Source organism: Rhodoflexus sp., from assembly GCF_053489755.1.
On the sequence record NZ_JBRCHD010000053.1, the window covers coordinates 25,103 to 39,212 of the forward strand.

Below are 14,110 nucleotides of genomic sequence, written 5' to 3' on the forward strand. Positions count from 1 at the left end.
ACGTAAGTTATTTGTTGAATTTTACATTATTTGCCATGAAACTCTTCAGACAATTATTGCCGATTTGCTTGTTAGCGGGATTTCCCTATATGTTGTCGGCGCAAATTATCAATCCCAGAGAAGCCCTCAAACGCAAAACTACTGACCGCGCCAATCAGAAGGTAGATCAGGGCACAGATAAGGCCTTGGATAAAATAGAGGGCGTGTTCAAAAAGAAAGACAAAAACGATACAGGACAGGGTAATCCATTGCCTGAGCAAAACGCACCCGAAAGAGAGGATAACTCTACAAGGAATCAAGGTAATAATCAGCCTCCTACCAAGCCTGCAAGTACTTTCACATTAGAGTCTTATTCCAAATTTGACTTTGTTGCAGGCGAGCAAGTCATTGCCTTTGAGGATTTCTCGCAAGATGCCATAGGCGATTTCCCTGACAAGTGGAATACCAATGGCTCGGGTGAGATCGTAACTATCGCAGGTCGCCCTGAGAAGTGGCTGAAGTTTATGGGCGAAGGTATTTTCTACCCCGAGTTTCTGGGGAAACTGGAAGATAACACAACCATAGAGTTTGAAATAGCCACCCGCGACGGTAACCATGTAGCAACTGTCGTTAATTTCATAGACAGCAAATCATCCAAGCAACTACTCAATGTTAATAATACACGCAATCAGGCCGTGATCACCTTAGACCCTGTCGGTAAAACAAGATTTGATGCTTACGACGGGGAAAGTAATGCCAAAATGTCCAACGATAAAGACCAATCGTCTTGGAAAGTTCCCGAAAACAGCTTCGCCAAAATATCGCTCTGGAGGCAAAAAAGCAGATTACGGGTCTATATTAACGAAACCAAAGTCTGGGATATTCCCAAAGCATTTGAAAGCAGTGCAGACTATCGGCTGACCTTTTCAACCATCACCTATTTCCTGCAAGACAGAGAAGTTTACCTAACAAACTTTCGCGTTGCCAAGGGTGCACCCGATACGCGCAACAAACTACTCACCGAAGGTAAGTTTGTAACCAGAGGTATTACTTTTGATGTTGGTTCAGACAAAATAAAGGCTGAAAGTTACGGTACGCTGAAAGAGATCGCACAAGTGCTGTCAGAAAATCCTGCAATCCGCGTGCGCATCACAGGGCATACCGACTCGGACGGCAACGCAGCCCAGAACGTAGAACTTTCCAAAAAACGGGCAGCAGCCGTTAAAAATGCGCTTGCAGGCGAATTTAGGATTGACGGTTCGCGCTTGGAAACCGACGGAAAAGGCGCATCAGAACCCGCTGAGCCAAATACAACTTCGCAGGGCAAAGCCAACAACCGCCGCGTAGAATTTACCAAACTCTGATTACTCGAACCGCAGCGACTCGATCGGGTCTAATTTGGATGCTTTGAACGCAGGGTAGTAACCCGAAAGAATACCTACGCCTACGCATACTACAAGCGCAATCATCATCCATGCCCAAGGGACGAGGAAACCGCCTGCTTCTACCAGCACCGCGACCAGATTGCCGATCAGGATACCGAGGATGATGCCAACCATACCGCCGATGACACAAATCACGATGGCTTCTATGAGGAACTGTTCGCGGATGCGCGTAGGGGTTGCGCCCATGGCTTTTCGGATACCGATTTCGCGGGTGCGCTCTGTTACCGACACGAGCATGATGTTCATCAGCCCGATAGATGCGCCCAGCAGCGTAATAAATCCGATGCCAAAGCCGCCAATGCGCAGCCGATCGCTGATGCTGTCTAAGGCTTCCTGTGCACTTTCATTTTTTTCTATCAGGAACGATTCGGGCTTGCCAAGTACATCGCGGCGGATCAGCCTGAATCGCCCGGTTGCTTCGCCCATGAGGTATTCCAGATCGGCAGGGTTGCGCACGATGCAGGTAGCACGGTAGTACAGCCTGCGTCCGTTGGCAAGCGCTACGGCTTTTTCAAAAGGAATCAGCACGTTGCGATTGAGTCCGCCGCCACCGCCGCCAAAGCCACTCTTGTCTTTCAATACACCAATCACACGGAACTGATTGCCGAGCAGCAAAATGGGCTGATTGATAGCCTTTTCAGGACTTGTAAAAAGTTTTTGGGCAACTTCGCTGCCTATAATTGCTACGGGAACGCCGTTGCGCAATTCTACGGAAGAGAAGTTGCGGCCAAATTCCAAATCGCCGCCGACTGTCGCAAGGTAGTTTTCATCTGCACCTGTAACCGAAATATTAGGATTTGTTTTTTGCGAGCCACTTTTAATTTCTGCTGTTCCTGAAAGATTGGTTTGCAGCGCTACTGGCGCAAGTTCTTCAAAACGGCGTTTAAAAGTCACAATTTCCTCGTAGGAAATTGGCTCTGCCTGTAGCGTATTTACTCCCATTTGTTGCCTTCTTCTGCGGTCTAAGTCGCTGATATTGAAGGTGTTCGCACCTATATCGGACAGCCCTTGCGAAACAGAGTTTTGAATAGCGTCTATCGCCGTCAGGATGCCTACCAGCGCCGTAATGCCGATGGCAATAATAGCGGCGGTTAGTGAGGTTCTCAGCAGGTTATCGCGAATGGCTTTCATTGCCTCGCGAACATTTTCGGTAAAAATCATCTTATAGAGGATATGAGCAAATATAAGGGAATGTTCCCGTTGTTTGCGTGTAACTTTGCAAATTCAACAACTGCCGTATGACCGTAGTTCCATACAAAGACAGACAAGAGGGCAAAAAGGCGCAGGTCGCCGATATGTTTGATAATATTTCGCCGCGCTACGATTTGCTCAATCGGATACTCAGCGGCGGCATTGATATTTACTGGCGCAAAAAGGCAGTACGTAAATTGGCTGCTGTCCGCCCGCAATTGATACTAGACATCGCAACCGGTACGGCAGATCTCGCCATAGAAGCCCTTTCTGCATTGAAACCCAAAAAAATTATTGGTGTAGATATTTCCGAAGGCATGCTTGCTTTCGGCAGAAAAAAGCTGGAGAAAATGGGCTTGCAAGATAAAATAGAACTCCGCAGCGGCGATTCGGAAGCGCTGCCATTTGCCAATGATACTTTTGATGCGGCGATGGTATCGTTTGGGGTGCGCAATTTTGAAAACTTAGACAAAGGTCTGGCAGATATTTGCCGCGTACTCAAACCGGGCGGGATGCTGATGGTGTTGGAGTTTTCACAACCTACTGCCTTCCCGATCAAGCAGTTGTACGAGTTTTATTCAAAGCACATTCTCCCACGCATCGGGAAGACGATCTCCAAAGACAGTTTTGCCTATGACTACCTGCCCGAATCGGTGAAAGCATTTCCTTACGGCGAAGAGTTTTTGCAGCATATGCGCGGAGCAGGCTTTTCCGATACACAATGCGAAACACTCACCTTCGGCATTTCATCTATCTACACAGGCAAAAAAAGCTAAGGACGACAGATTATGGCATGAATTTTTACGCCGTTAAGCAAAAGTTCACCAAGCAAACGATTCATGCGATTTTTAGTGATTGGGGCAGGGCTGCTCGTGGCTTTGTTAGCTGCCCACAATACAATGGCGCAACTGCAAAAAAAGCGCAATACTTCAGGATACGGACGCAGCAAAAACCTGCCGACTTATGACGACCGCGTGCTGCGCTACGGTTTCCAGTTGGCGATTCACCAGTCGCGATTCAACATCCGCTATTCCGATTTTTTTGCTAATAGCAGCGACAGCACTACAGGCGTGCGCCCACAGTGGTCGCCCGGCTTTATGTTGGGGCTGATTACCAGTTTTAGGCTCGGTAATGAGTTGTGGAATCTGCGCTTTGTGCCTAATGTATCGTTTTATGAGCGCAATATTGAGTATCAGTACCGCAACGATCCTGAAAATCTGCACAATGAGACCTACGAGAATACATTCGTAGAGTTGCCTTTCCTGCTGAAATACAAGTCGCTAAGGCGCGGCAATCACAGGATGTACATGGTCGGTGGTGTCTCTGCCAACTTCAAAGTAGCTGGACGAAAAGAACGCCTGAACGATCTGCAACTGCAAACAGCCAATCAGAATCTAGAAATCTGCTACGGGCTGGGCTGGGACTTATACTTTGAGTTTTTTAAGTTTGCGCCCGAATTGCGGTTTTCGCACGGTGTCCCTAACCTGCTGATTAACAACGGTAATCGCGTTTCCAATAGCCTGAGCCGATTGACTACGCATCGCGTAACGCTGATCCTGAACTTTGAGTAGCAGCCAACTTAGCGCCGCATAATTGCACTATTATCCTGCAACCACTGGAGAATTTCTTGGTAGGTAACAGAGAGCGTAATACTGCCTTCAATCATGCTCCATGGTTTGTGTTCGCGAAAAAAAGTAATACCTGTTGCGGTAAAATAGTAATTGAGGAGCATTTCTTCTACACTGGCATTTATATCGGTAAGTGTAGGACGGAGGTTGGCGTAGCGCTCGCCGAGTTTGCGGCGGAGCAGGATTCGCAGCATCTTGTCTGCGCCGGGGCGTAGCTGATTGGCAAGCGTGAGTTCCTGCCCGGTGCGCATATCCCACGAGCGAAATATGATCTGACTTTCTGTCTGGTTGTTTATGCGCTCGTACAGCATCCGCACACTGAAAATATGGCGATCGTTCTCTAAGATTTTAGTTTCATAAGTTTCTGAAAGCCAGCTATACTGAGGGTATGCAGCATTAACAAGCCGCACGTTGCTGTTAAGTTGCCGCTCGACAAGCGCCCCTACACTGCCCGGATCGGTGTAGCCTTTGATCTGTGCCAGACTGACATTGATACGCTGTTCGGCTATTTTATTGGATAGCTCGCCTGTGTAAGGATATTCCAGATAGACATCAGCCCCGATCTGATCGCCTTGGTGCTCTTTCACCTTTTTGCGGTACAAACTCATGACATCCCATTTGACCGCACCTGCTTCGTAAGACTCGCGCAGGTTCATACTGACTGTTTGTCCTGATTCCTTGTCTCTGAAACTAAAATTGAGCGTTTGCGGAGTCAGGCGCGAGTTGGAAGTAAGAACTAAAGGATTGTTGTCTAAGCCGCCGTGATAACTGAACCGCTTGTGCTCGCCTGTCTGCGGATCATTGTAGTATCCGCTGATAGACTGTCCGCCCATATACACATGCACAATTACATCAAATTTACCATTTATTTTGCCCTTCATGCGTTTGTATAGCGTAGAGGTTTGGAAGGACTCGCCCATATCGTCGGCGCTGATGTCGCGTTGCATCACCAGCGGGCTAACTTCGGTAATGAAAGCACGGGTATAACCTGCTTCCCGAATGGCTTTAAGCACTTGATTGGCAGAATCGCGTGAGACAAATGCACCTAGCCGGAGCTTAATAAAGCCATCTTCCTGTAATTCGTGGAGTACTCCCAAGTGCTTAAGATTAGCTGTATTAGGCACAGAATTGCGGTCTATGTAAACTCCTACCTGAATAGAATACAGAATATTTCTGCCCGATGCGGCTATGATATTTTCCATTGGCGAACGCCTTTGCTCCTCGCGTTGGTAGGTAAAAGCATCCTTGAACCCTCGTCGGCGCACGATCAAAAGAATGCTGTCTGCCATGGCACGGCGCGGGTAATCGCCTAGCCTGAGGCGTATCATACCGTTAGGATGCACATCTTGTAGAATGCTGCCCAGATCCTGCAAACTGCGGAATCGGTTGGGGTCGGGGTTTTGAAACACCCCCAACTGGATAGCAAAACTCCGCATTTGTGCTTGTAGAAAATTGACAACAAGAGTCAAACAAAAGGCGATCAGACAGCGCGGAAGAAGTCGTTTCATAACCGATACGTGCGAAAGAGGATTAAACAAATCAGATTGTCAGCTATCAAAAATGCAAAAAGAGTTTCAAACTTATCACAAAGTCTGAAACTCTTTTGCGCAGCAGTCTGCGTTTAATGCTTACTTAGCCTTGATCCGGTAGGCTCTCAGCATTTTTCCGAACAGATCGGTGTTGAGTTGTACGCCCATGAAGGCTTCTGCGCCGGGGCCATAAGCAAAAACAGGAACCATTACCGACGTGTGTACTTTGGAAGAAAACTTGCCTTCCACTATGCCTTTGGCTATATCGCCGCCGGTCAAAGCAAAACCACCTGTTTCGTGGTCTGCTGTTACGATCACCAGCGTATTGCCATCTTTTTTAGCAAATTCTAAAACAACACCAACCGCTTTGTCGAAATCTACGGTTTCCTGTACGATATACTCAAGGTCGTTATCGTGTCCTGCCCAGTCAATTTGCGAACCCTCTACCATTAGGAAAAATCCTTTTTTGTTCTGAGAAAGGATGTTGAGGGCGGTTTGTGTGCCTTTGGACAGCATGTCGCCGCGTCCTGCCGTAATTTTGGCGGGATGCTCTTGTGCTAACAGCGCCACCAGTTTGCCGCTTTTGTAGCTGCTCAGGTCGGCAGTAGAGTCCGCTACCTGATAGCCCGCCTGCTTGAGTTCTTCGATCAGGTTGCGTCCGTCTTTGCGGTTCGCAAAAAACTTATACCCTCCGCCAATCACCACATCGGGCTGGGTTTTGAGTAAGTCGGTTGCAATATCCTCGTCTTGTGTGCGCGATCCCTGATGCGCATAGAAAGAGGCAGGAGTAGCGTGCGTAACCGCGCATGAAACCACAATACCCGTAGCCAGTCCGTTCTGTTTGGCTACTTCCAGTATGGAGGTAAGCGGCTGCTTGTTCATATCTACGCCAATAGCGCCGTTGTAGGTACGCTTACCCGTAGCAATTGCCGTCCCCCCTGCGCCTGAATCAGTAATATAATGACTTTCCGATTGGGTCAGCAGAAAACCCGTTACAGGAAAATTCATCATGTGCAGTTGTCCTTTTTGGGCAGTGTAGGCAGCGAAAACCTGTGCCGAACCCATACCATCGCCAATCATCAGGATGATATTCTTGGCTTTGGGAACTTGTGCAGGCTTCTTTTGTGCCTGCGATACGCTGATGCTTAGGACTAATAAAAGCGTCCACCAGCCGTATAATCTGAATTTTTGCATGAATCTTTCAATAATGTCAAAACTGTGACTCAAGACAAAGTTAAGGCAGTTGCCGCAAATTGAATTGCATTTAGCAGGGTGCGGCTTACCTTTGTGCCAAATTTCATACAGACATAACAAAAGATTCCACAAATGGCAACTAATCGCACATTCACTATGATTAAGCCTGACGCTTATCAGGCAGGCAACAGCGGCGCTATTATCAAAATGATAGAAGAGGCAGGTTTCCGCATTGTAGCGGCTAAACTGACCCGCCTGACTCCTGAGCGTGCCGGCGAATTTTATGCCGTACACAAAGAGCGTCCGTTCTACAACGACCTGTGCAGCTATATGTCATCCGGCCCAATCATTGCCATGATTTTGGAAAAAGAAAATGCAGTTGCCGATTTCCGTCAACTCATTGGCGCTACTAACCCTGCTAATGCAGAGCCGGGTACTATCCGCAAATTGTTTGCAAAATCTATCGAAGCTAACGCCATCCACGGCTCCGACTCGGACGAAAACGCTGCCATGGAAGGCGCTTTCTTCTTCTCGGGAATCGAGCAGTTCTAATCCGACCGAACGCGATATACACACCCGACAGTTCCGCAAGGAATTGTCGGGTTTTTTGTTTGGGGAATACCCACATGCAAACACCGCTAAAATCCATTAATTTTGCTACTAATTTAACCACTGTGAAAACATGCCGCACAAACCACATACAGCAGTTTTATTAGTCAATCTGGGTACTCCTGATTCTCCTGCCTCTGCCGATGTACGCAAGTACCTGCGCGAGTTTCTCTCCGACCGTCGCGTGGTGGATATTGGTGCATTGGGGCGCTTTTTGTTGGTCAACCTGATTATTGCGCCTTTCCGCGCACCCAAATCAGCTAAGGTTTATAGAGAACTGTGGACAGAACGCGGTTCGCCGCTGCTATTCTATGGGCGGGATGTGCAGCAGATGTTGCAAGAAGAACTCGGCGAGGACTACACCGTCCGTCTGGCGATGCGCTACCAAAACCCCAGCATCGAAAGCGAGTTGGAAAAACTGCGCATAGAGCAAATTCGTCGGATTATCGTACTGCCTTTGTTCCCACAGTATGCCTCTGCGACAACAGGCTCGGTACACGACGAGGTGATGCGCTGCCTCCGCCGATGGGAACAAATTCCACACATTACGATGATAGACAGCTACGCTGATAATCCTACGATGATTTCGGTTTATGCCGAGCTGGGGCGCAAATACATGGAAGAACACAAGTTTGATCATGTCATTTTTTCTTACCATGGGCTGCCGGAGCGCCAGTTGCGCAAGGCAGACCCTAACAAGTGCTGCATTACTGATGCCAACTGCTGTGCTACCTACCACCATGGCAATCGCCTGTGCTACCGCGCCCAGTGTTTTCAAACTTCGCGCTTGCTCGCCAAAGAACTTGGGTTGAGTGAAGATCAGTACACGACTGCGTTCCAGTCAAGACTCGGAACCGATCCATGGATCAAGCCCTATACCGACGATACGATCGAGAAACTGGTAGCTGAAGGCAAGAAAAATATCCTTGCTTTCTCACCTTCTTTCGTAGCAGATTGCCTCGAAACCACTATCGAAATTGGCGAGGAGTACAAAGAACTCTTCGAGGAAAAAGGCGGCGAACATTGGCAAATGGTCGAAAGTCTGAACAATCATCCGCGCTGGGTACAAGCCCTGAAGGATATGGTGCTTGCCAATGCGTAGTTAAAAGCCACAGCGTTTTACACGTAAGAATGAGGCTGTCTAAAAAGGATGAATGTAGCACAGATGTATCTGTAGCTATTTGATTGTCAAGCGATCAATAAATCACAGACCAAAGTCTGTGTTACTTTTTGGACAGCCTCTGATTTTTTGCAAAGCCTGCAAAAGAATCATTGCCCCTGTGCCGCCTAAATCTGCGTGCCAAAATACTTTATTCTACCATAAACGGCTGCGGCGAAAAGCAAAGGATAAACACAATTAAAGCTATCCAGCCAAGAATTTTTCTGCCTGCGCTAAGCGGGGCTTCGTCTTGCGCTTGCGGGTGGTAAATGCCCAACACGCGCCCCAGCAGAAAGCCAAAAACTAACCATCCCTGATAGCCTGTAACGGTTGGAAAGAAAAACGCTGTTGCGAACTGCGCCCCAAATACGCTGGCAGCCAGCAGTAGTACGGTCATTTTATCATCAGAAGTTTTTCCAAACACCCAGTACAGATACAGCAGATATATCGGCAAGTACATAGATAGCTCTTCGGGCGTATCATTAGGCGTAATCAATCCCAGCCCTGCATAGAAAATAAACACCCAGAAAAGCCCCAGCGACACGGGGCGGTGCGCCTTGCCGCCGATTAAGCCGTAGAGGATATGCCCGCCGTCTAATTGCCCAATGGGAATCAGGTTGAGCGCCGTAAAGAACAGCGCCAAATAGCCCGCCAACAGCCAAGGATAGTGCATCATTTCCTGTGGCGGCGGCAAACGTTCTGGGTCGGCAACATAAGTTTTGAAAAACTCAAACAGTAAATTGCTGCCCAAAACGACGTTGCTGCCAGACGGCAGATTTTGGTAAGCCTGCTCATAGAACCGCACGCCAAACTGACGGTATTCGGGGTGAATCGTGAAAATGTAATCTATCGGCGGCAGCGTAGCAAAGCCATACCAAAGCACGCCCACAGCCACCACAAATCCCGCCAGCGGCCCGGCAATGCCTACGTCAAAAAACGCTTGCGTACTACGGATACGACTGCGGATACGAATAAACGCCCCCAGCGTACCAATGGAGGTCGGCAGCCCCAGAAAGCCCAGCCACATCGGCAGATAATAGGGCAAACTCACCCGCAGGCGGTATTTTTTGGCGGTGAAATAGTGTCCAAACTCATGCACGGTCAGGATGCCTAAGAAAGGCAATGAAAACGTAAACCCTTGCCAGAAATGCTCCCAACCCATCGGCTTGGTAGAATACAGGAACGAATTGCCAAACATCCACTCCGCGCCAGCCAGTGTGGTGCAGATGAGCGTTGCAATAAATAAGGAAATATGAACCGTATAGCGGCGCACTTTGGGCGGTAATTTCATCGCTTGCTTATTTTGTTGAATGAAATTGCCCGCTGACGGCTGCAACGGTGGCGAAACTCTGTATCAGGGCTTTTGGCGGCGTGTTTAGTGGCTCTGCCCTGCACGCGTTCACGCCACATTTTCCACGAGGAAAGTTTCATTTCCTGCCGCATGAGCTTGATAACTTCTTTTTCGGGCAGCCCAAACTGTGAAAGAATCGCATCAAAAGGAGTGCGGTCTTCCCATGCCATTTCTATGATGCGGCTTACGTCTTCTTCTGAGAGTTGGTATTGTTTGGCAATGCTCATTGACTCAGTTCTTTTTCTTTGTGCAACAACCACCAAGGCGTTCCCGGACGGTTATGATGTTCATAATGGTATCCAAAAAAGTAGCAGCTGATAAACGCCCACCAATGGTTCATCTTTTGGCTACGCGATTTATGAATGTTGTCAGGCGCATGTTCGCCTTTGTGTGGTAAATAAGTGCCAAAATAGAACAGTTGCAAGGTGGAAAATACGGCGGGCAGCATCCAGAATACAATCAGATTTTCCATCGGCAGCGCCAATTTCAGCAGGTTGTACGTTACAGCCATCAATAAGATTTGCCATACATTGACATATTGTTTGGCAAAATTAAAATACCAGATGAAAAAATTGCCGCCGTGATAATCAGGGTCTTTTTCTGTCGCTACAAAGCGGTGGTGCATGTGGTGCTTACGGTTCAGATTGTCGTAAAAATTGAACGAAAACAGAAGGCAGCAAATGCGTCCGATCCATTCGTTGAGCTTTCTATTGACAGAAACAACGCCGTGCATAGCATCATGCGCCGTAATGAACAGTCCTGTATAAAGGTGCGTCAGCAACAAAAACAAGACGTAAGTCATCGGCGAGGTGAAATCAAGCCGATAAAAACCAACGGCATAGCTCATTACCAAAGCCCACAAACCGATGATAAGTGTGGCAATCCATACGCCCTTGCCCGACTTTACCTGTTGTCGGAATGAGGTTTGGGCAGCGTAACCGGCTACTGCTTCGTTTGACATGAATTTCTGAATGGGGTTTTAACTTTAACTAATGTGGCTGCTAATTGTTGCAGGCTGCTTGTGTTGGTGTGGCTTTCTTATGTGCTTGCCTGTGTTTGTATAGTAAAAACATTCAATCAAATTGAATTCATTTTGATATAAAATCCGCATACACTAATCTCGATCCACCACGACAAGGATGACGGGGCGCTCGGTTCGAGGCGTGTTTTCAGTGCGTCCGCGTGGGAAAGCGCGGCGTTCGCGCAGCGCATCTGCTACAAAAGCAGGTATATCGGTGCGGAACTGGTAGTGATAAATCTGCACGCTAACCGTGCTTTGCACAACTGCAAAAGGCGTTTTGCCGCCTCCGAGCGTATCGGGAGCAGCGTTTTTTACACTGTCGCGCAGGGTGTAGCGAATGTTCAGGTTCAACGGATTAGTGAAAGTAGGCGTGGTACGGCGACGCTGCAAGATAATTTCTTTGGCGCGGTTCAGGTCAATAACGCCCAGCGAATCGCTGAGCAGCGGAGGCAGGGTAGAGGTGAAGCCAAAAGCACCCGTAAAACGTCCGCTCATGCTGCCCGGCAAACCTGCTATACCTCTGTTATTGCGCGAGTTTCTGTCCGCATTTACAATCGGGAAGGCGCGGAAGCGGTTACGTGACAGCACATACACGCTGTCCAAATAATCAACGCCGGCGATGATAAGTCCGACCGTATCGGGCAATAAATTCGGGTCGTTGGGTACAAAGCGCACCGTATAGCGGATGCCAGCCTCGCTGCGGTCTATGTTGATACTCCCGTCGGTTTCGTTGATGTCCAAACCTGCGATGTCGCTTTCAAAACGCCCGACTGCATCTTCAGGGCTGATTTTTGGGCGAATTATGCGCTCGCGGGAGGTATTGCGCCGCGTAATATCAGGGTGGAAAATAAGGCTGTCAAAAGTAATTTCCGTAGGTGTGCCTTCGGGGGCAACATTACTTTGACAGGCAGCCAGCGTGCCTGCCGCAAACAAAAGCAGCACTAATTTTTTCATGGTATCAACGAGCGCAAATGTTGTGCAAATGTAACCAAAGGGCAGTTGGAATAGTGGATGTTCCGATTAGATTTGCAAAAAAACAGGCATCCATGATTCGCATTACCAATGTGCTGCCGCAGGACTTACAGCAGATTATAGACCTGCAACGCGCCAATCTGCGCGAAAACATCAGCCAAGCCGCACAGCAGGCACAGGGCTTTGTAGTTGCTCGATACGACATCCCTTTTCTGCAAAGGCTGTATGCCGCCGAGCCGCCCGTAGTGGCGTATGATGATGAAAAAGTTGTTGGTTATTGTTTACCTATGCCTTTGGATGTGGCTGCAACTTCTGCCTTTCTACAATCTACTGCCGATATCATAGCAAAACTGAGCTATGAGGGAAAGCCCCTCACCGACTGGCGCTACTGCCTAATGGGGCAAATCTGCATTGCCGAGTCGCATCGCGGTGCAGGACTTTTTGACAAGCTATATTTTGCCATGCGCGACCAGCTCAAAGGGCGCTACGATTTGGTGGTTACAGAAGTTTCCTATCGCAATCAGCGCTCGATGCGGGCGCACCAGCGGATTGGCTATAAGATTATCCATAGCTACGACCACGACGAACGCTGGGCGGTGGTTGCATGGCGGCTAATCGGCTAAACTTCCTCCATCAGCGAGCGGAAGACATAGAACTTGCCGCCAAATTTGTCTTCTGTGTCTTTGCGGAGGGCAGGAGCGTATTTTGCTTCGTACTCTTCGAAGCGCTCCATACTCTCGCAAATGTACTGAATGGTGTAGTTGTGTCCGCTGTCGTCCTCGACATTGGTAAGCAGGCGAAACATCTTCGCACTCTGGAACATCCCCGTTGCCAATACATCGGGGATGTGTTTTTGCTTCATCCACAGAAGCCATTCTTCGCGGATGCTTTCATCTACGCTGACAGTGACGTTATATGCAATCATCAGAAGTTTTTATTTACCAGCGAATCAACGCCGATGCCCAAGTGAACCCGCTGCCAAAAGAGCAGAGGCATACCAAATCACCGTCTTTGATACGGCCTGCTTCCCATGCTTCGCAAAGTGCGATAGGGATGGAGGCAGCCGTTGTATTGCCGTAGTTGTGGATATTGCTCACCACTTTTTCATCGGGTAGCCCCAGTCGTTGTTGGACGGCTTGCGTGATGCGCACATTGGCTTGATGAGGCACTAGAAGGTCAATATCTTTGGGTTGATAGCCGTTGGCTTCAAGCGCTTCCATAACGACTTCCGGCATGCGGGTTACGGCATGTTTGAACACATGCTGTCCGTTCATGACAGGATAGAAACCGCCGCCGGGTTTCAACTCTTCCAGTGGATTGCGATTTTTGGCGCTGGACTTTGGATAAATAACCGCCAGTTCTTCTGCATATTTGCCTTCGCTGTGCAGGTGAGTGGAAAGGATGCCTTTGCCTGGTTCGTCGGTTGCAGAAAGTACGGCAGCTCCGGCACCATCGCCAAAAATAACGGCTACATGGCGGCCATGGTCGGAGTAGTCCAAGCCGCTGGAATGTATTTCCGAACCTACTACAAGCACATGCTTGTACATGCCTGTTTTGATGAACTGATCGCCTACCGAAAGGGCATAGATAAAACCCGAACACTGCGCGCGCAGGTCAATGGCAGCGATGTTGCGGAAGTCCATAGCGCGTTGCAACAGCACGCCCGAGCCGGGGAAGTAATAGTCGGGGCTGAGCGTAGCATATACAATCAGGTCAATATCCTGTGGGGTCAGTCCGGCGCGTTGTAAGGCTATTTCAGAGGCTTTTGCAGCAAATCCAAAGTTGGTTTCGCCTTTTTCGGGGTCAAAATAATGACGCTGATGAACGCCGGTTCGTTCTACAATCCACTCATCGGTAGTGTTTACAAAAGCGGCGAGGTCTTTGTTAGTAACAATTTTTTCAGGCACGTAGAAACCCATGCCTGCAATTTTAGAACTTTTCATTCAGCAATGTGCGGTTAAAAATTTCATTTCATTTATTCAAAGCGCCCCGATACAAATCAGAATGCCTTCATTTTCATGGGCAAAAATAA

15 protein-coding genes are annotated in these 14,110 nt (G+C 48.5%); 6 read left to right on the forward strand and 9 right to left on the reverse strand.

The window, feature by feature from the left end:
• Positions 1–35 precede the first annotated feature (35 nt).
• Complete coding sequence (locus ACWIP2_RS11865; RefSeq protein WP_448520148.1) at positions 36–1,343, forward strand: OmpA family protein; 1,308 nt, start codon at positions 36–38, stop codon at positions 1,341–1,343.
• On the opposite strand, the gene ACWIP2_RS11870 is transcribed toward ACWIP2_RS11865, so the two are convergent.
• Positions 1,344–2,585, reverse strand: coding sequence for an ABC transporter permease (locus tag ACWIP2_RS11870; RefSeq protein ID WP_448520149.1), 1,242 nt, complete (start codon positions 2,583–2,585; stop codon positions 1,344–1,346). It lies immediately after the preceding gene.
• Between the two features lie 77 nt (positions 2,586–2,662).
• On the opposite strand from ACWIP2_RS11870, the gene ubiE reads away from it, so the two are divergent.
• Positions 2,663–3,391 carry a bifunctional demethylmenaquinone methyltransferase/2-methoxy-6-polyprenyl-1,4-benzoquinol methylase UbiE gene (gene ubiE, locus ACWIP2_RS11875; RefSeq protein ID WP_448520150.1) on the forward strand — a complete coding sequence of 243 codons (729 nt, stop codon included), beginning with the start codon at positions 2,663–2,665 and terminating at the stop codon, positions 3,389–3,391.
• A 63-nt stretch (positions 3,392–3,454) separates the two neighbouring features.
• Positions 3,455–4,186, forward strand: a complete 732-nt coding sequence (porT, locus tag ACWIP2_RS11880) for a type IX secretion/gliding motility protein PorT/SprT (protein WP_448520151.1) — start codon at positions 3,455–3,457, stop codon at positions 4,184–4,186.
• 8 nt (positions 4,187–4,194) lie between these two features.
• Here porT and ACWIP2_RS11885 read toward each other — a convergent pair whose 3' ends face one another.
• Entirely contained in the window at positions 4,195–5,751 is a 1,557-nt protein-coding gene (locus ACWIP2_RS11885; RefSeq protein WP_448520152.1) for a hypothetical protein, read from the reverse strand.
• 120 nt (positions 5,752–5,871) lie between these two features.
• Positions 5,872–6,966, reverse strand: coding sequence for an alkaline phosphatase (locus ACWIP2_RS11890; RefSeq protein WP_448520153.1), 1,095 nt, complete (start codon positions 6,964–6,966; stop codon positions 5,872–5,874).
• 132 nt (positions 6,967–7,098) lie between these two features.
• Between ACWIP2_RS11890 and ACWIP2_RS11895 the strand changes: the two genes are divergently transcribed.
• Positions 7,099–7,518, forward strand: a complete 420-nt coding sequence (locus ACWIP2_RS11895) for a nucleoside-diphosphate kinase (RefSeq protein ID WP_448520154.1) — start codon at positions 7,099–7,101, stop codon at positions 7,516–7,518.
• A gap of 130 nt (positions 7,519–7,648) precedes the next feature.
• Complete coding sequence (hemH, locus tag ACWIP2_RS11900; protein WP_448520155.1) at positions 7,649–8,677, forward strand: ferrochelatase; 1,029 nt, start codon at positions 7,649–7,651, stop codon at positions 8,675–8,677.
• 208 nt (positions 8,678–8,885) lie between these two features.
• On the opposite strand, the gene ACWIP2_RS11905 is transcribed toward hemH, so the two are convergent.
• The 4 genes from ACWIP2_RS11905 to ACWIP2_RS11920 form a co-directional block, all read right to left on the reverse strand.
• Entirely contained in the window at positions 8,886–10,025 is a 1,140-nt protein-coding gene (locus tag ACWIP2_RS11905) for a site-2 protease family protein (RefSeq protein ID WP_448520156.1), read from the reverse strand.
• Entirely contained in the window at positions 10,022–10,312 is a 291-nt protein-coding gene (locus ACWIP2_RS11910) for a TIGR03643 family protein (protein WP_448520157.1), read from the reverse strand. The genes ACWIP2_RS11905 and ACWIP2_RS11910 overlap by 4 nt, the downstream gene beginning before the upstream one ends.
• Positions 10,309–11,046: a fatty acid desaturase gene (locus tag ACWIP2_RS11915; protein ID WP_448520158.1), complete on the reverse strand. Its 738-nt coding sequence runs from the start codon at positions 11,044–11,046 to the stop codon at positions 10,309–10,311. The genes ACWIP2_RS11910 and ACWIP2_RS11915 overlap by 4 nt, the downstream gene beginning before the upstream one ends.
• A gap of 153 nt (positions 11,047–11,199) precedes the next feature.
• Positions 11,200–12,060, reverse strand: coding sequence for a hypothetical protein (locus ACWIP2_RS11920; RefSeq protein ID WP_448520159.1), 861 nt, complete (start codon positions 12,058–12,060; stop codon positions 11,200–11,202).
• Between the two features lie 92 nt (positions 12,061–12,152).
• On the opposite strand from ACWIP2_RS11920, the gene ACWIP2_RS11925 reads away from it, so the two are divergent.
• Positions 12,153–12,701, forward strand: a complete 549-nt coding sequence (locus tag ACWIP2_RS11925) for an N-acetyltransferase family protein (protein ID WP_448520160.1) — start codon at positions 12,153–12,155, stop codon at positions 12,699–12,701.
• Here ACWIP2_RS11925 and ACWIP2_RS11930 read toward each other — a convergent pair.
• On the reverse strand, positions 12,698–13,003 hold the full coding sequence (locus ACWIP2_RS11930; RefSeq protein WP_448520161.1) for a DUF4286 family protein: 306 nt from the start codon (positions 13,001–13,003) through the stop codon (positions 12,698–12,700). The two genes, ACWIP2_RS11925 and ACWIP2_RS11930, sit on opposite strands and share 4 nt — an antisense overlap.
• Before the next feature lie 13 nt (positions 13,004–13,016).
• Entirely contained in the window at positions 13,017–14,021 is a 1,005-nt protein-coding gene (locus ACWIP2_RS11935; RefSeq protein ID WP_448520162.1) for a 3-oxoacyl-ACP synthase III family protein, read from the reverse strand.
• Positions 14,022–14,110: the final 89 nt, after the last annotated feature.

Coding starts and splice junctions, on each gene's coding strand:
- ACWIP2_RS11905 (WP_448520156.1), bottom strand. CDS start 10,025: ATGAAATTACCGCCCAAAGTGCGCCGCTATACGGTTCATATTTCCTTA.
- ACWIP2_RS11890 (WP_448520153.1), bottom strand. CDS start 6,966: ATGCAAAAATTCAGATTATACGGCTGGTGGACGCTTTTATTAGTCCTA.
- ACWIP2_RS11895 (WP_448520154.1), top strand. CDS start 7,099: ATGGCAACTAATCGCACATTCACTATGATTAAGCCTGACGCTTATCAG.
- porT (WP_448520151.1), top strand. CDS start 3,455: ATGCGATTTTTAGTGATTGGGGCAGGGCTGCTCGTGGCTTTGTTAGCT.
- ubiE (WP_448520150.1), top strand. CDS start 2,663: ATGACCGTAGTTCCATACAAAGACAGACAAGAGGGCAAAAAGGCGCAG.
- ACWIP2_RS11885 (WP_448520152.1), bottom strand. CDS start 5,751: ATGAAACGACTTCTTCCGCGCTGTCTGATCGCCTTTTGTTTGACTCTT.
- ACWIP2_RS11925 (WP_448520160.1), top strand. CDS start 12,153: ATGATTCGCATTACCAATGTGCTGCCGCAGGACTTACAGCAGATTATA.
- ACWIP2_RS11865 (WP_448520148.1), top strand. CDS start 36: ATGAAACTCTTCAGACAATTATTGCCGATTTGCTTGTTAGCGGGATTT.
- ACWIP2_RS11935 (WP_448520162.1), bottom strand. CDS start 14,021: ATGAAAAGTTCTAAAATTGCAGGCATGGGTTTCTACGTGCCTGAAAAA.
- ACWIP2_RS11910 (WP_448520157.1), bottom strand. CDS start 10,312: ATGAGCATTGCCAAACAATACCAACTCTCAGAAGAAGACGTAAGCCGC.
- ACWIP2_RS11930 (WP_448520161.1), bottom strand. CDS start 13,003: ATGATTGCATATAACGTCACTGTCAGCGTAGATGAAAGCATCCGCGAA.
- ACWIP2_RS11915 (WP_448520158.1), bottom strand. CDS start 11,046: ATGTCAAACGAAGCAGTAGCCGGTTACGCTGCCCAAACCTCATTCCGA.
- hemH (WP_448520155.1), top strand. CDS start 7,649: ATGCCGCACAAACCACATACAGCAGTTTTATTAGTCAATCTGGGTACT.
- ACWIP2_RS11870 (WP_448520149.1), bottom strand. CDS start 2,585: ATGATTTTTACCGAAAATGTTCGCGAGGCAATGAAAGCCATTCGCGAT.
- ACWIP2_RS11920 (WP_448520159.1), bottom strand. CDS start 12,060: ATGAAAAAATTAGTGCTGCTTTTGTTTGCGGCAGGCACGCTGGCTGCC.